The organism is Pseudoxanthomonas kalamensis DSM 18571 (assembly GCF_010211745.1).
Classification (GTDB): domain Bacteria; phylum Pseudomonadota; class Gammaproteobacteria; order Xanthomonadales; family Xanthomonadaceae; genus Pseudoxanthomonas_A; species Pseudoxanthomonas_A kalamensis.
On the sequence record NZ_PDWQ01000004.1, the window covers coordinates 357,423 to 381,970 of the forward strand.

Here is a 24,548-nt window from a genome sequence, read left to right on the forward strand (position 1 = left end):
CCCGAGCCTGACGCTACCCCACACATTACGACCACAGGCTTCACGCGCGCTCAACCACCTCACCTACCGCCAACCCAGCCATCGCTTCATCCGACTCCACAAATCGACCGTCGGAAATTGCTGCATGGGGGTATCAACCACAGATGCCGACTCTGGCAGATCGCTGGCTGCTTGCGCAAGAGTTTGCGTCGCCAACGACAGCAGACGCAAGCGTACGCCAGTCTCGCGCAACACACGATTGGACATCTGCACCGCCAGCATGGAGTGACCACCAAGCTCGAAGAAATTGTCCTCGGAACCGGCTTCGGTTCCCAGTATCTCACTCCAGACTTTAACCAGATAAGCTACTCGTGCATCCGCGTGGCTTGCAGTCGATACCGGACCTGATTCAACCATCCCACCAGGCAGGGGAAACGATTTGCGATCAATCTTTCCGTTTGGCAGCAGCGGAATCGCCGGCAACTGCACCAGATGCTGTGGAACCATATAGCCCGGCAACGCCTGCCGTAACGAAGCTGACAATCCGACTTCGTCAATCCGCTGGCCGGGCGCAGCCACGATGTAGGCCACCAGGCGCACGTCGCCGGGGCGATCCTCGCGCACAATGGCCAACGCACGCGATACCGACGGATCGGCCGTCAGCCTCGATTCGATCTCGCCCAGTTCGATTCGATAACCGCGTATCTTCACTTGATGGTCGAGCCGGCCGAGGTGTTCCAGCACACCGTCGCCACGCCAGCGTGCGCGATCGCCGGTGCGATACAGGCGGGCGTCGTCGGAGGCCGTGGACGAGAAGCGATCCGGCACGAATTTCTCGGCAGTCAGTTCCGGGCGCCCCAGATAACCTTGGGTGACGCCCTCACCACCGATGTAGAGTTCGCCCACTACGCCCGGCGCGCAAAGCTGCCCGCGCGGATCCACCACCCAGACAGTGGTGTTGGCGATAGGCTTACCGATGTGGATGTCCGGCGCGCCACCATCCTGCGCCACGACGCGCGAACAGGTCGACCACACCGTGGTCTCGGTCGGGCCGTACATGTTCCACAGTTGCGGGCAACGCGACAGCAGCTCCGCCGCCAGGTCCTGCGGCAACGACTCGCCGCCGCACAGCGCCTTGAACGACTTGGCGCCACGCCAGTCGGCTTCGAGCAGCAGCCGCCAGCTCGAGGGCGTGGCCTGCATGACGGTGATGCCGCGCTTCCGGATCAGGCCGGCCAGCGCCTGCCCGTCGAGCGCGTCCTCGCGCGAAGCTAGCACGACTTCGGCCCCCACCGAAAGCGGCAGGAACAGCTCCAGCACGGCGATGTCGAACGACGTGGTGGTCACCGCCAGCAGGCGGTCATCGGCTTGCAGGCCGGGCTCGCGCGCCATGCTGGCAAGGAAATTGACCACCGCGCCGTGCGGCACGCAGACGCCCTTGGGCTTGCCGGTGGAACCGGAGGTGTAGATGACGTAGGCAGTGCCGTCGGCAGCCCCGAGCGTGGCGTCGTGGATGGCCGGTATCGCGGGCGCCGATTCGATCGACGCGGCGTCGGCATCCAGCAACAGTACGCGCTCGCGCGACCATTGCAGCGGCTCGGCCAAGCTGCCTTCGCTGACAACCAGACGCAGGTTCGCGTCCTCGGCCATGAAGCGCAGGCGGTCCGGCGGATAGGCCGGATCCAGCGGCACGTAGGCCGCGCCGGCGCGCCAGACCGCGAGCATCGTCGCGACCAGGTCGACGTGGCGGTCCAGGCAGATTCCCACCAAATCGCCCGGCACGACGCCGTGCGCGGCCAGCGCATCGGCGATGCGGCAACTGCGCGCCTGCAACTGCGCGTAGTCCAGGACCTGTCCACCGCTGCGCAGGGCGGTGCGGCCGGGCGTGCGCAGCGCCTGCGCATGCAGCAGCGCGTGGGTAGTGCGCTCGGCCGGCAGCGCCATCGCGGTGGCGTTCCATTCGTCCAGCTTCGCGCGGTCTTGCGCGGACAAGATTTCGGCATCGCCGATGGCCTGCTCCGGTTGATCGGCGAGCGACGCGAGCAGTGTCGTGAAACGGTCGGCGATGGAGCGCGCGCCTTCGTCGGTGAGGATGTCGGCGTTGAAGCCCATCGCGCCGGACAGGCCGGCCGGGTGCTCCAGGAACCAGATGCCCAGGTCGTGGCTCATGCCCTTCTGGAACATCAACAGATGCTCGTGCTGCAGTTCGCCCCAGCGCAGGTTGCGCGCGCGCACGTCCTGAAACGAGAACAGCGCCTGGTAGATCGGCGAACGGCCGGGATCGCGCTGCACCTTCAGTTCGCGCACGAGGTGCTCAAACGGGACGTCGGGATACTCGAACGCCTCCACCACGCCGCCCTTGATTTCCTTCAGCAGTTCCAGGAACGGCATCGACGGATCCAGCCTGCAGCGCAGCGGCAGGACGTTCACGAAGAAGCCCATCACCTTCTCGAGGGCTTCGGTATGGCGGTTGCGGTACGGCAGGCCGACCACCAGATCGTCCTGCCCGCTCAAGCGGTGCAGCAGCACGTAGTAGGCGGCCAGCAGAGTCATGAACAAGGTGGCGCCGGCGCGTGTGCCCACCTGGCGCAACGCCTCGGTGGTCGTGGTGTCCACGTGCACCCAGTCGAGGCCGCCGTTGCCGGTGGACCTGGCCGGACGTGGCTTGTCCTCGGGCAGGTGCAGCGGTTCCAGGTCGCCGGCCAGGTGCCCGGTCCAGTGGCGGATCTGCTGTTGCAGCGCATCGCCTTCCAGGCGCTGCAGATGCCAGGCCGCGAAGTCCGCGTAGCTGGTTTCCAGTTCCGGCAGCGGCGAAGGCCGGCCGGCGGCGAACGCTTCGTACAGCGCCGACATCTCGACATACAACACGTCGAAGGACCACCCGTCCCAGATGACGTGGTGGGTCATGAAGTAGAGGACATGGTCGTCCTCGGCGAGCTTGTAGAACTTCGCGCGGAACAGTGGCGCCTGGTCCAGCGCGAACGGCCGCGCAGTCTGCGCTTCCAGGTCCTCCATCAGCGCGGCCATGCGCTCTGGTTCCGGCAGGTGCGACAGGTCGGTCGCCGGCAGCAATGGTGCGTCGACGTGGTCGAGTACCTTCTGCACCGCGGAATCACCGTCCGCCACCAGGATCGTGCGCAGCGAAGCCTGCCGCCGCACCATTTCCTGGAAGGCGCGCTCGAAGGCTTGCTCGTTCATCGGGCCGTGCAGGCGGTGCGCCGACGGCGTGTTGTAGGTGACAGTGCCGGGCTCCATCTGCTCGAACACCCACAGACGCTGCTGCATCAGCGTCATCGGCGCGGTGGACTGGTCGGCGCGGCGCGGCACCGCCAGCGCGGTGGACGCGCGCTCCTCCGGCCTGGCCACGAGCGCGCGCAGCGCACCGGACAGGCGGCGCGCGGTGGGTGCGTCGAACAGTTGCCGCAGCGGCACCGGCACGTCCAGATCGCGGCCCAGGCGCGCGCACAACTGCGCCGCCAGCAGCGAATGGCCGCCGGCCTCGAAAAAGCCGTCGTCCAAGCCCAGGCCGGGACGTCCCAGGATCTCTTCCATCGCCTTCAGTACGCGCGCTTCGAGTTCATCGTGCGGCGACTCGGCAACGCGGACGGTTTCGGTCAAGGCCGCCTCGAGCACCGGTTCAGGCGCCGGCAGCGCCTTGCGGTCGACCTTGCCATTCGGCAGCAGCGTGATCGCCGGCAGGCGGACAAAGTGCTGCGGCACCATGTAGTCCGGCAGGTTGAGCTTCAGGTGCGCGGCCAGCGCGGCATCGTCGGGCTCCTGACCCGGCACCTGCACCAGATAAGCCACCAGCCGCACATCGCCCGGCCGGTCCTCGCGCGCCATTGCCACGGCGCGCTGGATGGCCGGATGGGCCAGCAGCTGGCTTTCGATCTCGCCCAGTTCGATGCGGTAGCCTCGCACCTTGACCTGGAAATCCAGGCGGCCGAGATGTTCGAGATTGCCATCGCTGCGCCAGCGACCGCGATCGCCGGTCCGGTACAGCGTGGGCGCAGCGATCCCGGTACCGAAGCCGCGCTGCGGATCGGCGAAACGATCCGGCAGGAAACGGTCGGCCGTCAGTTCCGGTCGATCCAGATATCCCAGGGTCACGCCCTCGCCGCCGATGCAGATTTCGCCCGGCACCCCGCGCAGACAAGGCTGGGCGTTCTCGTCCAGTATCCACACTTGGGTATTGGCGATCGGCCGTCCGATGTGGATGTCCGGAGCAGCGCCCTGCCCCGCCCGCACCCGCATTGCCGTCGACCACACCGTAGTCTCGGTCGGTCCGTACAGATTCCACAGCTCCGCGCACAGGGGCAGCAACGCTTGCGCGAGATCCGGCGGCAGCGGCTCGCCTCCGCACATCGCCTTAAAGCCCGACCGGCCTTCCCAGCCCGCTTCCAGCAGCAGGCGCCAGCTGGCGGGGGTCGCCTGCATCGCAGTGGCGTCGGTCGCGCGCAGCAGCTCGGCCAGCGCGACGCCGTCGATCACGGTGTCCTTGCCGGCCAGGATCACCTCGGCGCCCACGCTCAATGGCAGCATCAGTTCCAGCACGGCAATGTCGAACGACAGCGTGGTCACCGCGACCAGTCGGTCTTCCTGCCCCAGGCCCGGTTCGGCCTGCATGGCGGTGATGAAATTGGAAACCGCACGATGCGGTACCTGCACACCCTTCGGGCGCCCGGTCGAACCGGAGGTATAGATCACGTAGGCCGGCGACTCGGGATCGGCCGCATCGGTGTCGCGCCCGGGCCGGGCATCCGCCGCAGCCGCCAGCTCATCGACCAGCGCGTCCAGCGCCAGTATCGGCCGACCGCGCAGGTCGAACTGCGCCGCATGCTTGCGCTGGGTCACCAGGGCGGCCAGCCCGGCATCGCCGGCCATGTAGGCCAAGCGTTCGGCCGGGAACTGCGGGTCCAGCGGCACGTAGCCCGCGCCCGCCTTCAGGATCCCCAGCAGGGCGGCCAGCATGTCCGCACCGCGATCGACCGCCAGCCCGACCAGCGTTCCCTTGCGCACGCCGTTCGCACGCAGCAGGTGGGCGATGCGGTTGGCGTGGAGCTCCAAGTCGCGATAGCTCAGCGACGCATCGTCTGCACATACCGCCGGGCGGTCCGGGGTGCGGTCGCATTGCCGTTCGAAAAGTTCGTGCATCCGGCACTGACGGTCGAAGGCAACCGCCGTCGGCTGCAACGCCGCCAGCTCGGCGAACGACTCCCGGCCGATCAGGTTCAGTTCCGACACCCGCGTTTCCGGCGCTTCGCATGCCGAGCGCAGCAACGCCTCGAATGCCGAGAGCCAGCAGCGCACGGTTTCCGCGTCAAACAGCGCCGTGTTGTACTGGGTTTCCAGTCGCAGCTTGCCATCCACCTGCACCGCATTGATCGACAGTTCGAAGTTCTCGCAGCTGCGGGCGTTGGTGGAGAAATCCAGCTTCAGCCCGGGAAAACCGCTCTTCTCCAACTCGAGCGCCTGGTCGATGTTGAACATCACGCTGACCAGCGGCAGCCGCGCCGGATCGCGTTCGACGCGCAGTTTCTTCAGCAGGGTGCCGAAGGTGTAGCGCTGGTGTTCGATGGCGTCCAGCAGGGTCGATTGCGCGCCATCGAGCACGCTGGCGAAACTGTCGCCGGACTGGAACCCGAACTTCAGCGGCAGCAGGTTGACGCAATGGCCGACCAGATGATCGTGCCCGTCCACCGACTGCCCGGCGGCGGGGATGCCCACCACCACTTCGTCCTGCCCCGCGATCCGCGACAGCAGGGTTGCGAATCCGCCCAGCAGGGTCGCGAACAGACTGGCGCCGCGGCGCGCGCCCAGTCGACGCACCGCCGCGACCAGGTCCGCATCCAGCAGGTAGTCTTCGCGACGCGATGCAAACGTGCGGCGCGCCGGCCGCGGCCGATCAGTCGGCAACTCCAGCACCGGCGTTTCGCCGGCGAAACGCGACAGCCAGTAACGCTCGTCGTCACGATACTGCGGTCCCGCCGGATGCAGGGCCTCGGCCAGCGCATAGTCCGAGAAACTGTCCGCCGGCGGCAGCATCGCCACCTCCCCGGCGGCTGCCGCATAGGCCGCGCCGAGCTCGCGCACGATCACCCACCACGACCAACCGTCGCAGACGATGTGGTGCGCATGCATCAGCAGCACGTGTTCCTGTGTCCCCAGCCGCAGCAATTCGGTGCGGAATAACCGTCCATGCAGCAGATCGAACGGCGTTTCCACCCCGGTGCGGCGGCGCTCCGCCCATTCCGCGGCGCGGGCCTCGTCGTCGAGCACGGACAGGTCGGCGAACGGCAGCGGCAGCGGCGCCGGCTGCAAGATACAGATCGTCTCGCCATCGGGACCGAAACAGGAGCGCAAGGCATCATGGCGCTGCACGACCGCCTGCAACGCGTCCTGCAGGCGCTGCGCATCCAGCTCGCCCCGCAAATGCAGCGAGACGGACTCGTTGTAGGCCAGCGACGCCTCCTGTCCGAGCTGCGTCGCCAGCCAGACCTCGCGCTGCGGCTCGGTGGTCGGAACCACTCGGGCCAGCAGTCCGTCGGCGAAAGGATCGTAATCGACGGAGCGGCGCTGCCGCTCTGTCACCGCACTATTCATGCCCCACCTTCGGCCTTCAGGTACTGCCCCGGCTGTTCCGGATCGGGAACATACCAGCCCGGATGGCCTTGCGGATCGCGACCCAGGCGCGCGCCTGGCACCACCGGACGGGAAGCATCCATCACCGTCCTGGCGTTGGCCGCGTGCCGCGGCAGGAAGCCGGCTTCCTGCAACTCCATGACCGACTGCTTGAATGCATCGATGATGGCGCGGAAATCAGCCTCGCTGTGCGCGGTGGTGAAGAAGCAGGGGAAGTTGTCCAGGATGTGAACGCCGCGGCTGCGCATCATCGCGAACAGCAGATCCTGCAACGGATGGTCCTCTTCGAAGTGGGTGCGCCACAGCGAAGCGAAGTGCTTGATCCGGACCGGTGCGCCGACCTCGGCGCAGAAGGCATTGATTTCGCCTGCCATCGCCGCGGTACGCTCGTTGAGCCGCTGCTGCATGGCTGCGCCGCTCTGCTTCATGTGCAGCAACGAGGCCCGGGCCGCCGCCAGCGTCAACGGATGGCGGACGAAGGTGCCGGCGAAATAGGTCACGCCCACGGTCGGAATGGAATCGTCGCCGTAATCCCAGGCGCCGCCGTCCAGCGCATCCATGAATTCGCGCTTGCCGGCCATCGCGCCGATCGGGAAACCGCCGCCGATCACCTTGCCGTAGGTGGCGATATCGGCGCGGATGCCAAACAGTGCCTGCGCTCCGCCGGGATGCGAACGGAAACCGGTGATGACCTCGTCGAAGATCAGCGCGGCGCCGGATTCGGCGGTGATCTTGCGCACCTCCTTCAGGAACTCGACCGGCTGGAAGTCCGGGCGCCGGCTCTGCACCGGCTCCACCAGCACCGCGGCCAGTTCGTGCGCACGCTCGCGGATCACCTGCAACGCTTCCGGCGTACCATAATCCAGCACCAGCACCTTCTCCGCGGTATTGCGCAGGATCCCCGGCGCCGCCGGCACCGCGCGCAACTTCTTGGTGCCGCGCACGATCACTTCGTCGTTGATACCGTGATAGGAACCTGAGAACACTGCGATGGTTTCACGTCCGGTCACCGTACGCGCGATGCGCATCGCGCCCAGCACCGCTTCCGAACCGGTATTGCACAGCGCCGCACGCTCGTGCCCGGTCAGCTCGCAGATCAGTTCGGACACCTCGCCCGCCAGCGGATGCATCGGGCCGATCTCGTAGCCGGCGTCGACTTGCTGCTTGACCGCATCGATGACGAAATCCGGCTGCCAGCCGAACAGGCTGGTACCGAAGCCGTTCAGCGCATCGACGTACTCGTGGCCGTCGATGTCCCACACGTGCGAACCCTTCGAGCGTTCGACCACGATCTGGTAGACGATCTCCTTGGTCAGCGGGCGGAACCCGGTCACCACCCGTGGATCGGCCATGTGGCCGCGATGCTGGCGGGTATAGGCCTTGGACTTCGGCGTCCGCGCCAGATAGCGCTGGATGAAGGCATCCAGGCGTTCGCGCTGATGCGCATCCAGCTCGATCCCGCCGGCACTGTCGATACGGGCGATGGCGCCAAACGCCTTCTTCACGTCGTAACGGGTATGCGCCAGCGCAGCTTCCTCGTCGCCTGAGGCGGGCGCCGCAGCGTTCGTCGCCGGCGGCGGGATGGTGGTGGCCTCCGGTTGCATCGGCACGGCCGCAGTCGCGGTCGTGGCGGGCACGGCAGTCGCAGCCTGCCCCCCGAGTAGAGCGAGCTGATGCGCCATCAACTGCATCTGCTGCTGGATCACGTCGCGGACAAGATCACCGGAAGCCGCCGCGCCTCCCGACTGCAATCCAGGCATGGCCACGGCCACGGCCACGGCCGGCGACGGCGAGACCGGAGCGGCCAATGACGATGCGACTGCAGGCACCGGGGACAGGACGGCCGCTGCCGCTTCGGCAGGCAGTTGCGCATCCAGGCTGGCGGCCAGCGACTGCAGGCTGGAGCATTCGCCCATCAGCTGGCGGAACGTGATCTTGACCGGGAAGGTCTTCTGCAGCTGCAGCGCGACTTGGGTCAGCATCAGGCTGTCCAGACCCAGTTCGATGAAGTTCGCGCCTTCGTCGGCCTCGGCCAGGTCGAAACCGGCCACATCCTCGAACACGTCCTTCAGCTGTGCGATCAGGCCCGGCATGCGGTCGGCGGCAGCAGTGGCAGGGGGTACGGACATCGACGACTCCGGAACAGGGGTGGAAACGGCAACGGGAAAAGGAATGATCTTGCCGACCGCAGCGGCTGGCTCTACCCAGTAACGCTTTCTGTCGAAAGGATAGGTCGGCAGGCGCAAACGCCGGCGACGGCTTCGGCGGTCAAAACCGGCCGGATCGGGACCGGTGCCATGGCACCAGAGCCTGCCGGCAGCTACCAGCAGACTGCCGGGCTCGTCGTCGCTGTTATCGGTCAACGACGCCACCACGACGGTACGGCTCTTCTGCACTGCCGGATGCTGGCGCGACAACGTCGACAGCGTGGTACGCGGACCCACTTCCAGCAGGCAGCGCGATGGCAACTCGTCCTGAAGCAGCTGCGACAGCGCGGCGGCGAAGCGAACCGGCTCGCGCAGGTGGCGCGCCCAGTACTCCGGCGAGACGGCCTGCTCCGGATCCAGCCAGTCGCCGCTGGCAGTCGAGATGATCGGCAACCGTGGCGCATGCCGGACGATGGCTTCCACCTCGGCGCGGAACGGTTCGACCACCGCATCCATCATCGAAGAATGGAAGGCGTGCGAAGTCTTCAGCGCGCGGCAGGCGATATCCTCGGCTTCCAGGCGTTTCTGGAATGCGGCGACGTCCTCGCGCGGGCCGGCCACCACACAGGCGCCGGGCGCGTTTTCGGCCGCCAACGACAGCGTGGAAGGCAACCGTGGCAACAGCGCATCCAGCGGCAGCCGCACCGACAGCATCGCGCCGGCCGGCTGCGCCTGCATCATGCGCCCGCGGGTGGCGACCAGCCGCATCGCGTCGGCCAGTTCGAACACCCCGGCCAGCGTCGCGGCGACGAATTCGCCGACGCTGTGGCCGATCATCGCCACCGGCTCGACGCCTTGCGCCATCCACCAGCGCGCCAGCGAGTATTCGATAGCGAAGATCGTCGGCTGCATCACTTCGGTCGGCAGCAACGCTTCGGCATCGTCGCCGAATGCCAGCGCCCGCAGGTCCATGCGGTCCTGCAAGGCGTCGGCGCAGGCATCGAAGGCCTCGCGGAACGCCGGTTCGCGCGCATACAGCTCGCGCCCCATGCCGGCGTACTGCGAGCCCTGGCCGGGGAACAGGAACACCACCTCGCCGGCATGCGCCGGGCGGCTGCGCGCCGCCATCGACGTGGTCTCGGCGCTGCGCAGGCTGGCGACGGCCTCCTCCGCCGTACTTGCCGTCACGGCGAGACGGTGCCCGAACGCTTTGCGGCCCGCGGCCAGCGTCCAGGCCACATCAGCCAGGTTGACCTCCGCATCCTGCTGCAGATGTGCAGCCAGCCGCTCGGCGGCCTGTTCCAGCGCCGCCGGCGTGCGCGCCGACAGCACCAGCAACTGCGGGCCGGAAGCGGGATCGGACGCCGGCAACTCCGGCGCCTGCTCCATCACCACATGAGCATTGGTGCCGCCAACCCCGAACGAACTGACCCCGGCCCGGCGCGGTTGTCTCGGTTCGGCGGGCCAGTCGTGCAACTCGGCGTTGACCACGAACGGCGAATGTTCGAAGTCGATGTGCGGATTCGGCTGCCGGTAATGCACCGTGGCCGGGATGCGTCCTTCGGCCAGGGCGAGTGCAGTCTTGATGGTACTGGCCGCACCGGCGGCCATCAGCATGTGGCCGACATTGCTCTTGACCGAACCCAGCCGACAGAACCCGCGGTCGGTAGTCTGCATGCGGAAGGCGCGGGTCAAGCCTTCCACTTCGATCGGATCGCCGACCGGGGTGGCGGTACCGTGGGTTTCCACGTAGCCGACGTCGCGCGGATCGATGCCGGCATCGGCATGCGCCATCGCGATCACCGCGGCCTGGCCATCGCTGCTGGGCGCGGTGAAACTGGCCTTGTTGCCGCCGTCGTTGTTCAGCGCGCGGCCGCGGATCAGTGCGAACACCGGGTTGCCGTCGGCCAGCGCGTCGGACAGTCGTTTCAGCAGCACGACGGCCGCACCGTCGCTGAACACCGTGCCCTTGGCGTCGGCGTCGAAGCTGCGGGTGTGCCCGTCCGGCGACAGCATGGCGCCTTCCTGGTACAGGTAACCGCTGCGCACCGGGTGGGTGATCGCAATGCCGCCGGCCAGGGCCATATCGCACTGGCCCGAGCGCAGGCTGTCGACCGCCTGGCAAATCGCCACCAGCGAGGTCGAGCAGGCGGTATGCACGCTGACCGCCGGGCCGGTCAGGTTGAGCTTGTGCGCCACCCGGGTGGCAATGTAGTCCTTCTCGTTGCCCAACATGACCTGGAACTCGCCGACACGTTCGACCAGATCCGGGTGCGCAGACACGTTGCGCTGGAAATAGCTGGCGTTGTACATGCCGGCGAACACGCCCACCGGCCCGTTATCGGCGGCATCGGGCACGTGGCCAGCGCGTTCGATGCATTCCCAGCACAGCTCCAGGAACACCCGCTGTTGCGGGTCCATCAGTTCGGCCTCGCGCGGGGAAATACCGAAAAAACCGGCATCGAACAGGTCGTAGCCGTCGAACACCCCACGCGCCGGCACGTAGTCCGGGTCATCGCGCAGACCGGCCGGCACGCTGGCGTCGAGTTCGCCGGGGCCGAAACGGGTGATCGAGTCGCGCCCTTCGCACAGGTTGCGCCAGAACGCCTCCACGTCGTCCGCGCCGGGGAAGCGGCCGGCCATCGCCACGATCGCGATCGGGTCGTCGTGGCCGTCGCCTGCGCGCCCGCGCGCCAGACGGCGCGCATCTGGTGCAGCGTCGGTATCCTCGCTCAAGGCGCGCGCCAACGCCGCTGGCGCCGGATCGCGGAACAGGGTCAGGGTGGACAGCCGGCCAATGCCTTCGCGGCGGATCTGCTCTAGCGCGCGCGCCGCCAGCAGCGAGGTGCCGCCGAGGTCGAAGAAATTGTCGTGGCGACCGATCTTCTCCAGGTCCAGCGTCTCGGCCAGGATTCGACACAGCGCCGCCTCGGTGTCGCTCTGCGGCGGCTCGTAGGCGCCCAGCCAGTCGGGGCGTTGGCGTCCCGGTGCCGGCAAGGCGCGTCGGTCCAGCTTGCCATTGGGCGACAGCGGCAACGATGCCATTTCCACATAAGCCACTGGTAGCATGTACTCGGGCAGCTGCGCGGACAGATGACTGCGCAAGGCATCCACCGATATCGACTCGGCGGGGTCACGTGGCGAATAGTAGGCCACCAGCCGCTTCAGCCCCGGACTATCCTCGCGCGCCAGCACGCCGGCCTCACGCACGCCGGGAACGGCCATCAATTGCGCTTCGATTTCGCCCAGCTCGATGCGGTAGCCGCGGATCTTGACCTGGAAATCCTGGCGACCCAGATACTCCAGCGTTCCGTCCGGCAGCCAGCGCCCGAGGTCGCCGGTGCGGTACATGCGCGCACGACCGCCCACGAACGGATCGGGCAGGAAGCGCTCGGCGCTTTGCTCGGGGCGCTTCAGGTAACCGCGTGCCAACACCGGGCCCGCCAGGTACAACTCACCGACCACGCCACGCGGCACGGGATTGCCCTGCCCATCCAGCACGTAGACGCGGGCATTGGCGATCGGCTTGCCGATCGTCGGCAGCCGCGGCCAGTCCTGCGGATTTTCTGTCAGGGTCAGCGCGGTGACCACATGGGTTTCGGTCGGTCCGTAATGATTGTGCAGACGGCAGCCCGGCAGCTGCTCGAAGAAGCGGACGATCTTCGGCTCGATCCGCAGCTGTTCGCCAGCGGTGATGATTTCCCGCAGCTCACACTGCAGGCTTTCGCCCCCCGCGCTTGCCGCCAGATGGCTCTCCATGCCTTCGGCCAGCATCTGCAGGGCGAAGTATGGCAGGAACAGGCGCTCGATGCGATGAGCCCGCACGAACTGGAACAGGTCGCTGCCACTGAGCCGGGTGTCCTGGTCGACCATGTGCAGCTCGCCGCCGGCAGCCAGGGTGGCGAAGGTCTCCTGGAAAGCCACGTCGAAGCCCAACGCGGCGAACTGCAGCGTGCGCAACGGCGCATCCGCGCCCGGTTCGCGCAACTGCCACTGGATCAGGTTGACCAGCGGCCCGTGCGGCATCGCCACGCCCTTGGGCTGGCCGGTGGAACCGGAGGTGTACAGCACGTAGGCCAGATGCTCCGCATCGGGCGCACACTCTTCCGACCCAAGGTCGTGCGAAGGCAGCCCCGCCCATTCCGGCGGCAGCGCGCACAGGTCGATCACCACCAGTTGCGCCGGCAGTTCGCCCAGCGCCTCGGCAGCCGGACGTTCCATCCCGGACATCGTCAGCAGCACGCGGGGCTCGCTGTCGGCCAGCGTGTAGGCCAGCCGATCGGCCGGATAGGTCGGATCCAGCGGCACGTAGGCGCCGCCGGCCTTGAGCACCGCCAGCATGCCCAACACCACCTCGATGCCGCGCTCGACGTAGATAGCCACCCGCTGGTCGGAGCCGACGCCATGCTGGTGCAAGCCGCGTGCCAGGCGATTGGCGCGCTCGTTCAGTTCGGCGTAGCTCAGCCGGCGCTCGCCGTGCACCACGGCAATCGCATCGGGCGTGCGCGCCGCCTGCGCTTCGAACAACCGGTGCACGCCAGCAACGGATTCGAAAGCCTGCTCGGTCGCGTTTCCGAATTCGATCGCTTCACGGCCGGCGGCGGCGTCGAGCATCGGAATCGCATCCAACCGGGTGCCGGCCTGTGCTGCGGCCATACCTTCGAACAGATGCTGCCAGCAACGCAGATAGCGTCGGACGGTATCCACATCGAACAGTGCGGCATCGTATTGCAACGTGGCTGCGAGTCCCTGCCCTTCCTGCCGCACATGCAGCAACATCTCCGCCTGGCGCAATGCATCCGCGCCCAAGACCACGTCGTCACCGCAGACAAAGGCTTGCCGGAACAGCGGCTGCGACGACGATACCGACGGGTGACGCAGCAGCGACTCCAGTTCGTCAAGCGACTGGGGGGCGTTGGCGAGCATCGCCTCGACCTGCGCCTGCACCCCGGCGATCACCGCCGGCACTTCCGTTGTCGCAGACAGTTCCAACCGCAACGGCAATGCATTCCGCGCGCCGGCATCGTCGACGCCTGCAGACCCGATCGTCGCGTCGGTGCCCAGCAGCAGCTCGTCGCGACCGGACAAGCGGGACAACAGCAACGCCCACGCCGTCAGCAGGACCGTTTGCGGCGCGCAACCGGCATTGCCGGCCATCTCGAAAACGGCTGCGGCAACCGGATCATCCAGCCGGAATTCGAGGCTTTCCATTCGCGCGGTCGCAACGCCACGCGGACGATCAGCCGGCACTTCAAGTACGCCGGCCGCGGCCTGAGCGATGGCCGCCCTGTAGTCTTCCGGATTCGACAGTCCCGAGTTCACGCTATCCCCCAAAGCGGACCAATCCTGATCCATCGTCTCTCACATTTGATCTAACGCATTTGCGAACTCCCCGAGGACAATCCGGGCACGGGCTGCAAAACCTCGTGTGGGCGGCTAGGATGGCCCCCGTGGGCTGAGCCCCCTACGATTTCCAGCATCTCTATGCCCAGCCTGGCATCCACCCCGACAGCAGCCCGGAGAAATTCAGTCTGGCGCATGCGGATCGCAGAGTTGCACCCGAATCGCATCGGCACAACCGTAAGTAAGGGCTCGATCATGCCAATTCCCAAGTTGAATACGCTGTATCGGGAAGCCCTGCGATTCCATCAGCTTCACGGACGGCTGCCCGGCGCCTGCCCCACCCGGGCTGGTGCCATGGCACTTGCTGAAACCGCCCGCCGGCACGGAATGGCGCGATGCCGCAATGTCCCGTCCGCACTCCGGCTTGCGTTATCGGTGCATTCGAACCTGGTCCGTGGATGAATAGCGACTTTTCCCTTCTGTATTCCCAGCTTGATCTGGAGCCGGGCTGCAGTCTTGGCGAATTGAGCCGCGCCTACCGCAAGCGCGTGGCAGAACTGCATCCCGACCGGCAATGGGAACAGGAGCAGGAGACGTCCGAGCAACTGGCGACCCTTATCTCGCTGTACAAGCAGGCCATTCAGTTCCACGCCGCCCACGGCCGTCTGCCGGGCAGCCGATCCACCCCGATACCGGTCCGCCTGGCACACACCGTCCCCTTGGACGGAACGCATTCCCCCGACCCGGATCAAGGGACATCTCCGCCGCCCAAGGCCGATGATCGGAAATCCTCTCGCAAGGGCGAGCACTGGCTGCTGATCCTGTCGCTGGGCCTGGTTTGCTGGCTGATGCTCCGTTCGTACTGGACCCCCGTTGGCGATACTCCGGATGCGCGACAAACTCCCCCGACGCACTCCGGCGAAAGCGCCACGCCGGGTTACCTGCATGCAGGCATGGACATGGACAGCGTACTCGCCATACAAGGGCCGCCGACCATGCGCAACGAGACACTGTGGGAATACGGCCCTTCCTGGCTACGCTTCGAGGAAGGCAAACTTGTGGACTGGTACAGCTCGCCGCTGTATCGCCTGAAGATACGCGAACACTCTCCCCGCACCGACTGATACTTCCTAGCGCGCGCCGCGGCCGAACAGCACGATCTCGACGGTCTGCAGCAGGATCATCAGATCGAATACCAGACCGTGGTTCTTGACATAGAACAGGTCGAATTTCAGCTTTTCTTCGGCATCGCGTACCGAGGCGCCATACGGATAGCGCAATTGCGCCCAGCCGGTCAGTCCCGGCTTCACGCTGTGGCGGACGCTGTAGTAGCGGATCTCGTTATTGAGCAGGTCGACGAAATGCGGGCGCTCGGGTCGCGGGCCGACGAAGCTCATGTCGCCACGCAGCACGGCGAACAGCTGCGGCAATTCGTCCAGCCGCGTCTTGCGCATGAAGCGGCCGAAACGGGTGCTGCGATCGTCGTTCTTGCTGGCCCATTGGGCTACGCCGTTCTTTTCCGCGTCCACGCGCATGCTGCGGAACTTGGTCAGGGTGAATTCGCGACCGCGCTCGCCGACCCGTGTCTGCCGGTACAAAATCGGGAAGCCGGAATCGAGCAGAACGCCCAGCGCGGTCAGCAGCATCAGCGGCCAGGCCAGCAGCAGCAGCACGCTGGCGGCAAGCAGGTCGAAGAACCGCTTGCTCAGGCGGCGTGGTGTCGAGTAGTCGAAACCGCCGGAAAATACCAACCAGGAGGGGTCGACGACGTTCAGCTGCACCATTCCGGCTTCGCGTTCGAAGAAGGTGGACAGATCGACAACCGAGACGCCCTGCTGCACGCAAGCCAGAATCTGCTCCATCGGCAACGCGCCACGGCGCTCGTCGGGAGCCACCACGATCTCGTCCACCTCCAGACGATCGACCAGATTGACCAGGTCACCATTCTTGCCCGCGCTTACCAGCAGATCTTCGCGCACAAGTACCGGCTGCCCTTCCAGCGGCAGGAAACCCAGAATCGTGAACGAATGCCGGTCGGAGCGGCGGCGCAGGCGACTGTTGATGTTGTCGGCACTGCGACCTGCACCAATTACCAGAACCCGTTGCTTGAATACCTCGACATGGAATACCTGCTGCAGCAACAGACGCAGCACGATCACGCCCAACAAGGCCAACGCTAGGGAAATGGCCAGCACCCCGCGACCGATATAGGTCTGCGGCACCAGGTAATACAGCACCAGCACGGCGATGGCGCCCATCGCGAAGGACAGCACCAACCGGAGCAGGAAATCCATCGTGTTGTGGCGGACATGGACCTGGTACAGGCCGAAGGCCGCCATCGCGCCGGTGATGAATACCGCTACCAGCATGCCTCGAAGCAGGGCATATTCCATGAAGACCTGGTAGGAATCCTCATCGCGCATGAAGCGCAGCCACGAGGCCGCCAGCACCGAGGTGACGATGATCACCATCTCCAGCAACCACAGCAGTCGCGTGGCTCGCGATTTGCGGCTTTGCATGGCAAATCTCATGCCGGCCACCCTGAAACCGTCATCGGCAGCACGCCAGTATGCGCTTGTCGAATCGATCCGCGCTGCACGCAACCGCATGCCTCGATGCATCCCGGCATATGCGAATGAAATCTTGCCATTTCCCCCTGCTCCATCATGCGCCGCGGAACCATGCGAACATCCTGGACATCCGGTATCGCCCCAATGAACGCGGAATCCGATATCGGCCGGACAGAACGAAGACCGACGGTGGGAGTGAGTTGCCGATTGATTGGTGATAAATGTTCACATTAATACCCTGCAGAGCCCGGCTTCACCGTTAGCCCGGGAGCATGGGAACCATGCGAACTGTCGCCGCAACAGGTGCCGCCACTGCTCCCAGCCATCCTTCGCCAAGATCGAGCATTTCGATGCAGGCACAGCCGGCTGCATCAGGCATTAGCGACAAAGGCATCCCAGCCGGAGCCGGGAAACTGTCCATCTCGCGGGCCAAGCCGATTCCGGCAGCCTTCAGCAAGGCTTCCTTGCGCACCCACAACTCGAGCAGGGCGCGATTCCGCACAGCAGCATCCAGACCTGTCATGGTCTTCCACTCGTCCGGATGGCAAACCCGCTCGCCGATATCGGCAATTGCCGCGCAGCGGCTGAGCGGCTCGATGTCGCCGCCAACGGGGCCCATGGTGGACACGCACGCCAGAGCACGTCCGTCCGCATGACTGAGACTGACATGAACCTCACCCGAGCCGACACGCGGGCAACGATTCTCGTCGCGCCAGACCGGCACCTCCTCCGGCCGCATGCCAAGCACTCGTCCGGCACTCCACCTGAGCAGTGCATACGCCAGCAATGTGGTGCCGGCATCGCTGGCGATACGCTTGCGACGGATGCGCTCGGCTTCGGAATCGTCCAGCCACGCCCATGCCTGCTCCAGCACGGACTGCCAATCAGCAAGATCCGCATACGTCAGCAGAACGCCATCGTGCACCGCGGCCACCGCGTCGACATCCCCCAGCGCAAGATCGAACCGTCGTTGCAAGCTCATGCCCAAGGCTTCGTCTCTTGCATCCGTGAAGCGTCGTCTGTGCGCATACGCCGGAAAACGACGAAGCCGGCGACCTGAGGCCACCGGCTTCGTGATTCACAACTGGCGCGCCCGGAGAGATTCGAACTCCCGACCGCCTGGTTCGTAGCCAGGTACTCTATCCAGCTGAGCTACGGGCGCGTAAAAAAGAAGCGGAATTTTGCCCGATTCGCGCCCCTTCCGTCAATCCATCGCGACGGACAAGGGAACAGGAACGGGGATGGCGGAGTGAGAGGGATTCGAACCCTCGATAGAGCTTTTGACCCTATACTCCCTTAGCAGGGGAGCCCCTTCGGCCTCTCGGGCATCACTCCGGATGAACTCGGTGCCGCGCGCAGGCGACAGGCCGGAAAGGATACCGGTTGGGCCCGTTTCCGGCAAATGAAGGATGGAGCGGCTTCAGCTGGAGGATTCGGTTTCCGCCTGATCGACGGCCGGACTGGTCTCGCCGCGCTGGATGCGCTGGTAGATTTCCTCGCGATGCACGGCCACATCCTTGGGCGCGGTAATGCCGATCCGCACCTGATTGCCTTTCACCCCCAGCACGGTGACCGTGACCGAATCGCCGATCATCAGGGTTTCGCCGACACGGCGGGTCAAAATGAGCATCGCTCGCTATCTCCATGGACCGGCGACAATGGCCGGGGCGCCTACCTCGGCCGGACCGGGTAACGCTTCTCAATCTTAAGTATTAATGCTTTCCGGAATGGTAACGGCGCTTCCGCGCCCCCGCAAGCCGGTAGGCGCAGCAAAAAGTGACCGCAGCCGTGGCGCGATCAGCCCAGACGTTCCTCGACCCAGCCACGGACCCCGCGGAGGGCAAACGCAAGGGCGGGCCCGTCCTCGCCACCACCCTGGGCCAAGTCCGGGCGACCGCCGCCCTTGCCCCCGATCTGACCGGCGACATGGGACAACAGTTCCCCGGCCTTGACCTTGCCGGTTGGGCTGCCGTTCACGCCGGCGACCAGGGCTACCTTGCCTTCGCCGGCCCCGGCCAGCACGATCACCGCGTCGCCGAGCTGCTGCTTGAGCCGGTCCACCGCTTCGCGCAGGGCCTTGGCCTCCATGCCTTCCAGCCGGGCGGCCAGGATCTTGACCCCGCCAACCTCCTCGGCCGAGGCCGCCAGATCGCCAGTCGCGGCCGAAGCCGCCTTGGCGCGCAGGCCTTCCAGCTCGCGTTCCAGCTTCTTCTGCCGCTCGACCCACTGCCGCGCCTTGTCGACCACGTCGGCGGCATTGCCGCCCAGCAGGGCGGCCGCTTCGGCCAGCCGGGCCTCTTCGGCAGTCACCAGGTCCAGCGCGCCCTGCCCGGTCACCGCCTCGATCCGGCGCACGCCGGCGGAGACGCCGCCTTCGCTGACGATCTTGAACAGGCCGATATCGCCGGTGCGCGACACATGGGTACCGCCGCACAGCTCGGTCGAGACCGGGCCAAAACGCAGGACTCGCACCCGTTCGCCGTATTTCTCGCCGAACAGCGCCATGGCGCCGAAATCCAGCGCCTCCTGCATGCCCATGTGGCGGATTTCTCCCTCGTGGTTGGCGCGGACTTCCTCGTTGACCCGGCGCTCGATCCGCGCCAGTTCGTCGTGGCTGAGCGGCTGGAAGTGGGAGAAGTCGAAGCGCAGCCGGTCCGGCGCCACCAACGAGCCCTTCTGCTGCACGTGGGTACCCAGCACCTCGCGCAGGACCGCGTGCAGCAGATGGGTCGCCGAATGGTTGAGGATGACCGCGCTGCGGCGGGTACTGTCGATACGACCACCGATCAGGTCACCGACCGCCAAGCTGCCCTGCAGCAGCCGGCCGACATGACCGTGAAACTGGCCGGCCAGCTTGTGGGTGTCGGCGACCTCGAACTCGGCGCCCGGTGCCTGCAGGCGGCCGGTATCGCCGACCTGGCCGCCGGATTCGGCGTAGAACGGGGTGCAGTCCAGCAGCGCCACCGCCTCGTCGCCGGCGCCGATCGAATCGACCGGGCGACCGTCCTTCAGCAGAGCCACCACCTTCAGGTCGGCGGCTTCGGCCTGCTCGTAGCCGAGGAACTGGGTCGGCTGCAGCTGGGCGACTAGCTCGGCCGGCAGGCCAGCGCCGGAACCGAACTTGCCGGCCGCGCGTGCGGTTTCGCGCTGGCGCTCCATCGCCGCCTCGAAGCCATCCATATCCACTGCCAGCCCGCGCTCGCGGGCAATGTCGGCGGTCAGGTCGGCCGGGAAGCCGTAGGTGTCGTACAGGCGGAAAATGTCCTGCCCCGGAATCGTGCCCTCGGCGCGGGCGGCGACCTCGTCGAATATCTTCATGCCCGAGTCCAGCGTCTCGGCGAAACGCTCCTCCTCTGCCTTCAACGCACGCTCGACCAGCTCGCGCGCGGCCGGCAACTCCGGGTAGGCCTCGCCCATCAGCTTGCACAGGGTGCCGACCAGTTTGTGGAAGAACGGCTCGCGCACGCCCAGCATCCAGCCGTGGCGCAGGGCGCGGCGGATGATCCGACGCAGCACGTAGCCGCGACCCTCGTTGGACGGCAGCACGCCATCGACGATCAGGAACGAGCAGGCACGGATGTGGTCGGCGATCACCCGCAGCGACTTGTTCTCAAGATCGGCGGTCGCCGTCAGTTCGGCCACCTTGCCGATCAGGTGCTGAAACAGGTCGATCTCGTAATTGCTGTGCACGTGCTGCAGCACCGCGACCAGGCGCTCCAGACCCATGCCGGTGTCCACGCACGGCGCCGGCAACGGCAGCAGGTTGCCGTCGGTCTGACGGTCGAACTGCATGAACACCAGGTTCCAGATCTCGATGAAGCGATCGCCGTCCTCGTCCGGCGAACCGGGCGGGCCGCCGGGAATGTCCGGGCCGTGGTCGTAGAAGATTTCGGTGCATGGGCCGCAGGGCCCGGTGTCGGCCATCTGCCAGAAATTGTCCGAGGCGTACGGTGCGCCTTTGTTGTCGCCGATGCGGACGATGCGCTCGGCCGGCACCCCGATCATGTCGTGCCACAAAGAATACGCCTCGTCGTCGGTGTGGTAGACCGTCACCAGCAGGCGCTCGGCCGGCAGCTTCCAGACCCCGGTCAGCAGCTCCCAGGCCCAGGCGATGGCTTCCTTCTTGAAGTAGTCGCCAAACGACCAGTTGCCCAGCATCTCGAAGAAAGTGTGGTGGCGGGCGGTGTAGCCGACCGAATCCAGATCGTTGTGCTTGCCGCCGGCGCGCAGGCAGCGCTGCACGTCGGCGCAGCGCACGTAGCTGCGCTTCTCGGCGCCGAGGAACACGTCCTTGAACTGGACCATGCCCGAATTGGTGAACAGCAGGGTCGGGTCGTTGCCCGGCACCAGCGGTGCCGACGGCACGATGGTGTGCGCCTTGCCGCGGAAGAACTCGAGGAAGTCGCTGCGGACCTGGGTGGTGGTGAACTTGGAGGGCTGGTGGCTGTTCATCTGGCTGGCTGGGGCGGACGGTCGAAGCGGCCGGCCGCCGTCCCGGGGACGCGGCCGCCGCGGCGGGCTTGCAACCCGGAAACGGCTGTTCAGATTAGCAAACTCGCCGTCCTTCTGCCCTCCGGCATACCTGTAATGGCCGAAGCAGATCGAGCAACGCAGCCATTTCCGCGCAGACGGAAACCCAGTGGCGTCAATTCATTGAATGCAATGGGATTGGATTCCCGCCTGCGCGGGAATGACGAGTCGGGGCGTCAATCGTCGCCGTCGAGTGCAGCTCGCGCTTGGCCGCTGTCGAAACCGCGGCGATACAGCAGGTCCAATGCCTTGCGTCGGCGGGCGGGATCGTCCGGCCCGCCTTCGCCGAAGCGACGACGGATCAGGTCGCGCGCGACCTGTTTCCAGTCGCCGTCGAACCCGTCCATCGCCACGGCAATCGCCTCGCCCGACAGCCCATGCGTACCCAACTCGGCTCGGATGTACATCGGCCCATAGCCGCTGGCGGCACGGCTGCGCACCAGCGATTCGGCGAAACGCGCATCGTCCTGCCAGCCCTCCCCGGCCAACCGCTCGATCGCGGCCTTGGCCTCGTCGGCCTCCACCCCGCGTGCGGCCAGCTTGCGCGCCAACTCCTTGCGCGAATGCTCGCGGCGTACCAGCAGACCCAGCGCACGCTGGGTCGGCGTCGGTTGCGGCCGTGACTTGCGGGCGGGATTGCGGCTCATCGCTTGCCCCGTAGCGGCTTGGCCTCGGAAGGCGTCTTCTTTGCCGTGGCCTTGCCAGCCTTGGGTTTCTTCGGCTTCGGCGCCGGCAGTTCGGCAGCCGTGGCCTCGACCAGTCGTTGCAGCAGCTCGCCATCGTCAAGGAACTCGTCCAGCAGCAGGTACATCTTGGCGCCGGGATACGGCGGCCCTTCGGTCACCCGCGGCAGCAACGAACGACCGGCCGTGGTCGGTTTGAGGAACAGGCTGTTGTCGCAGGCGAAGGCGACGACCTTGCCGTCCAGGTACAGGGCGTACTCGCCGAACATGCGCTTGTATGTCAGCCGTTCGCCCAGCCCGGTCTGCTCATGCACGTAATCGACGAAATCGCGGTCGGTCGCCATGCGCCCTACTCGCCCTGTGGCAGGGTGTAGGAGAACTCGTAGAAGTGCTTGCCGCTTTCGATGATGATCCTGAAGTCGCCGGCGATGCCGGTCAGTCCGCCGTCGCCGGAGTCGGGGACGACTTTCACCGACAGGCTTTGCGCACCGCGATCCATGACCCCGGTGTGGTACAGGGCAAACGAACCGGAGCGACCTTCCAGGGTACCGGTGACACGCTCGACGGCAACGTACACGGCCGAGCCCTTCTCCCCGCCCATCGCGGTCAGCATCTGTCCCTGGGTGGTAGCCACCAGATCGCCGATGATTCGCTTGTCGATGCTCATGCGACCCAGACGCGCCGCCTCGTCCACGCCTTCGAATTCCAGCGGCTGCAACGATACGGTGAATTCGCCTTTGGCGAGCTTGGACATTGGCGCCTCCGTGAGCATTACAGCGGGTTACAGATCGAGTAACCGTAGGGCGGGCTCAAGCCCGTCATGATTTCAGTCAGGAGCCTACACCGCGTGCCTGAGCACGCCCTACTACATCCGGATACCGCAGCCTGCATAGGTTGGGGTGAGCTTGCGAACCCCAACGTCCACCTGCATGACTCATGAACACCCACCTGCATGACTCATGGTTGTTGGGGTTCACTCCGTTCACCCCAACCTATGCTCTGCTTGAATGCATCATTAAACGTCACACCGATCCTTCCATACGTACATAGCCTCCGACAATAAAATGCCAGTCAGTGCCTCATGGTTGGCAATTGCGCGCTCCAGCATCTCAAGGCAATCGGAGCGAAGATCAAATTCAAGCGGCTCATCACCGGCGTAGTGCTTTAGCTCGTTTCTCGTACTGTTAAGCAGGTCGCCGATGGTCTTTTCAAGATTGGCGTCGGTCTCACCCTCTTCTCTTGAAACAGCCACTATGAGGTTGCTCAACTGATCGAAGGACGGTTGTTGCCCAAGCTTGCAAAGGCGCTTACCCAAAATTTCCTCCGCAGCACCCGCCAGGGTAAGCGAGGATAGATAGTCTTTCTCGCGCAAAAGCTTGATGGCGGCGATCAGCTGATGCTCAGCAATTTGCTCTGCCGAGATTTTCGTAAAACTCACCGTGACACCCAACTATCTATTGAATGACAAACCCTCCCCGTTCCGGGGAAGGGCTTGCCGTCAACTTCGAGCTGGATGCCGCGATCAGTCATCCGACGCTTCGTCGTCACCTTCGTCCCGACTGGCTTCGGCTGGCTGGAAGCGAGCGCGCAGTTCGGCTTCCAGCTTCTTCGCCACTTCCGGATTCTCGCGCAGGTAGTTGCGTGCGTTGTCCTTGCCCTGGCCAATGCGCTCGTCGCCGTAGCTGTACCAGGCGCCCGCCTTGTCGACCAGCTTGGCGTCCACGCCCATGTCGATCAGTTCGCCCTCGCGGCTGATGCCCTCGCCGTACAGGATTTCGGTGATGATCTGCTTGAACGGCGGCGCCATCTTGTTCTTGACCACCTTGATCTTGGTCTGGTTGCCGATGATCTCGTCGCCCTTCTTGATCGCACCGATGCGGCGAATGTCCAGCCGCACCGAGGCATAGAACTTCAGCGCGTTGCCGCCGGTGGTGGTCTCCGGGCTCTGGCCCGGCATCATCACCCCGATCTTCATGCGCAGCTGGTTGATGAACACCACGGTGGTGTTGGAACGCTTGATGTTGCCGGTCAGCTTGCGCAGCGCCTGGCTCATCAACCGCGCCTGCAGGCCCGGCAGCTGGTCGCCCATCTCGCCCTCGATTTCGGCCTTGGGCGTCAGCGCCGCCACCGAGTCGATGACCACTATGTCCACCGAGCCCGAACGCACCAGCATGTCGGCGATTTCCAGCGCCTGCTCGCCGGTATCCGGCTGGCTGAGCAGCAGGTCGTCCACGTTGACGCCCAGCTTGGCCGCGTAGATCGGGTCCAGCGCATGCTCGGCGTCTATGAAGGCCGCGGTGCCGCCCTGCTTCTGGCATTGGGCGATAGCCTGCAGCGTCAACGTGGTCTTGCCGGAAGACTCCGGTCCGTAGATTTCCACCACCCGGCCGCGTGGCAGGCCGCCAATACCCAAGGCGATGTCCAGCATCAGTGAGCCGGTCGGAATGATCTCAACCGGCTCCACCACCCGGTCACCCATGCGCATCACCGAGCCCTTGCCGAACTGGCGCTCGATCTGGGTCAGGGCTGCGGCCAGGGCGCGCTTCTTGTTCTCGTCCATCGTGGTGTCCTCTGTCTGAATGGGAAAGTCTGGAATGGATTCAGGCTAGCGGCCGCCCATCGCAGGGGCTGAGACATGCCGGCCTGTCGGCAAA

The 24,548-nt window shown here is 65.8% G+C and carries 12 protein-coding genes and 2 tRNA genes; 1 reads left to right on the forward strand and 13 read right to left on the reverse strand.

The annotated features are described in order from the left end of the window. Positions 1–63: 63 nt before the first annotated feature. Together CSC70_RS10290 and CSC70_RS10295 are read right to left on the reverse strand one after the other, a co-directional pair. Positions 64–6,582, reverse strand: a complete 6,519-nt coding sequence (locus tag CSC70_RS10290; RefSeq protein ID WP_211369467.1) for a non-ribosomal peptide synthetase — start codon at positions 6,580–6,582, stop codon at positions 64–66. After that, positions 6,579–14,123 carry a non-ribosomal peptide synthetase/type I polyketide synthase gene (locus tag CSC70_RS10295; RefSeq protein ID WP_246189387.1) on the reverse strand — a complete coding sequence of 2,515 codons (7,545 nt, stop codon included), beginning with the start codon at positions 14,121–14,123 and terminating at the stop codon, positions 6,579–6,581. Before CSC70_RS10295 ends, CSC70_RS10290 begins: the two co-directional genes overlap by 4 nt. 446 nt (positions 14,124–14,569) lie before the next feature. On the opposite strand from CSC70_RS10295, the gene CSC70_RS10300 reads away from it, so the two are divergent. After that, positions 14,570–15,235, forward strand: a complete 666-nt coding sequence (locus CSC70_RS10300) for a J domain-containing protein (RefSeq protein WP_211369468.1) — start codon at positions 14,570–14,572, stop codon at positions 15,233–15,235. A 6-nt stretch (positions 15,236–15,241) separates the two neighbouring features. On the opposite strand, the gene CSC70_RS10305 is transcribed toward CSC70_RS10300, so the two are convergent. From CSC70_RS10305 to recA, 11 genes are all read right to left on the reverse strand, one after another. Continuing rightward, positions 15,242–16,630, reverse strand: coding sequence for a TIGR03013 family XrtA/PEP-CTERM system glycosyltransferase (locus tag CSC70_RS10305; RefSeq protein ID WP_246189388.1), 1,389 nt, complete (start codon positions 16,628–16,630; stop codon positions 15,242–15,244). A 310-nt stretch (positions 16,631–16,940) separates the two neighbouring features. Next, on the reverse strand, positions 16,941–17,663 hold the full coding sequence (locus CSC70_RS10310) for a 4'-phosphopantetheinyl transferase family protein (RefSeq protein ID WP_162456545.1): 723 nt from the start codon (positions 17,661–17,663) through the stop codon (positions 16,941–16,943). A 103-nt stretch (positions 17,664–17,766) separates the two neighbouring features. Then, positions 17,767–17,843: transfer RNA gene (locus CSC70_RS10315), tRNA-Arg, on the reverse strand. An 80-nt stretch (positions 17,844–17,923) separates the two neighbouring features. Beyond that, a tRNA-Ser gene (locus CSC70_RS10320) sits at positions 17,924–18,016 on the reverse strand. An 85-nt stretch (positions 18,017–18,101) separates the two neighbouring features. Further along, entirely contained in the window at positions 18,102–18,311 is a 210-nt protein-coding gene (gene csrA, locus CSC70_RS10325) for a carbon storage regulator CsrA (RefSeq protein ID WP_162456546.1), read from the reverse strand. Between the two features lie 167 nt (positions 18,312–18,478). Further along, complete coding sequence (alaS, locus tag CSC70_RS10330) at positions 18,479–21,133, reverse strand: alanine--tRNA ligase (RefSeq protein ID WP_162456547.1); 2,655 nt, start codon at positions 21,131–21,133, stop codon at positions 18,479–18,481. Between the two features lie 254 nt (positions 21,134–21,387). Beyond that, a complete protein-coding gene (gene recX / locus CSC70_RS10335; protein ID WP_162456548.1) occupies positions 21,388–21,858 on the reverse strand; it encodes a recombination regulator RecX in 471 nt (156 codons plus the stop codon). After that, positions 21,855–22,238 carry a TfoX/Sxy family protein gene (locus CSC70_RS10340; RefSeq protein ID WP_162456549.1) on the reverse strand — a complete coding sequence of 128 codons (384 nt, stop codon included), beginning with the start codon at positions 22,236–22,238 and terminating at the stop codon, positions 21,855–21,857. The genes recX and CSC70_RS10340 overlap by 4 nt, the downstream gene beginning before the upstream one ends. Before the next feature lie 5 nt (positions 22,239–22,243). Next, positions 22,244–22,648 (reverse strand): DUF3224 domain-containing protein, encoded by a 405-nt coding sequence (locus CSC70_RS10345; protein ID WP_162456550.1) that lies wholly within the window; start codon positions 22,646–22,648, stop codon positions 22,244–22,246. 261 nt (positions 22,649–22,909) lie between these two features. Continuing rightward, on the reverse strand, positions 22,910–23,332 hold the full coding sequence (locus tag CSC70_RS10350) for a hypothetical protein (RefSeq protein WP_162456551.1): 423 nt from the start codon (positions 23,330–23,332) through the stop codon (positions 22,910–22,912). A gap of 84 nt (positions 23,333–23,416) precedes the next feature. After that, a complete protein-coding gene (recA, locus tag CSC70_RS10355; RefSeq protein WP_162456552.1) occupies positions 23,417–24,454 on the reverse strand; it encodes a recombinase RecA in 1,038 nt (345 codons plus the stop codon). Positions 24,455–24,548: the final 94 nt, after the last annotated feature.

Excerpts from the sequence above, each read along its gene's own strand:
- CSC70_RS10310 (WP_162456545.1), bottom strand. The coding sequence starts at position 17,663 with ATGAGCTTGCAACGACGGTTCGATCTTGCGCTGGGGGATGTCGACGCG.
- CSC70_RS10290 (WP_211369467.1), bottom strand. The coding sequence starts at position 6,582 with ATGAATAGTGCGGTGACAGAGCGGCAGCGCCGCTCCGTCGATTACGAT.
- CSC70_RS10295 (WP_246189387.1), bottom strand. The coding sequence starts at position 14,123 with ATGGATCAGGATTGGTCCGCTTTGGGGGATAGCGTGAACTCGGGACTG.
- CSC70_RS10305 (WP_246189388.1), bottom strand. The coding sequence starts at position 16,630 with ATGCAAAGCCGCAAATCGCGAGCCACGCGACTGCTGTGGTTGCTGGAG.
- CSC70_RS10345 (WP_162456550.1), bottom strand. The coding sequence starts at position 22,648 with ATGTCCAAGCTCGCCAAAGGCGAATTCACCGTATCGTTGCAGCCGCTG.
- CSC70_RS10340 (WP_162456549.1), bottom strand. The coding sequence starts at position 22,238 with ATGGCGACCGACCGCGATTTCGTCGATTACGTGCATGAGCAGACCGGG.
- alaS (WP_162456547.1), bottom strand. The coding sequence starts at position 21,133 with ATGAACAGCCACCAGCCCTCCAAGTTCACCACCACCCAGGTCCGCAGC.
- recA (WP_162456552.1), bottom strand. The coding sequence starts at position 24,454 with ATGGACGAGAACAAGAAGCGCGCCCTGGCCGCAGCCCTGACCCAGATC.
- recX (WP_162456548.1), bottom strand. The coding sequence starts at position 21,858 with ATGAGCCGCAATCCCGCCCGCAAGTCACGGCCGCAACCGACGCCGACC.
- csrA (WP_162456546.1), bottom strand. The coding sequence starts at position 18,311 with ATGCTCATTTTGACCCGCCGTGTCGGCGAAACCCTGATGATCGGCGAT.
- CSC70_RS10300 (WP_211369468.1), top strand. The coding sequence starts at position 14,570 with ATGAATAGCGACTTTTCCCTTCTGTATTCCCAGCTTGATCTGGAGCCG.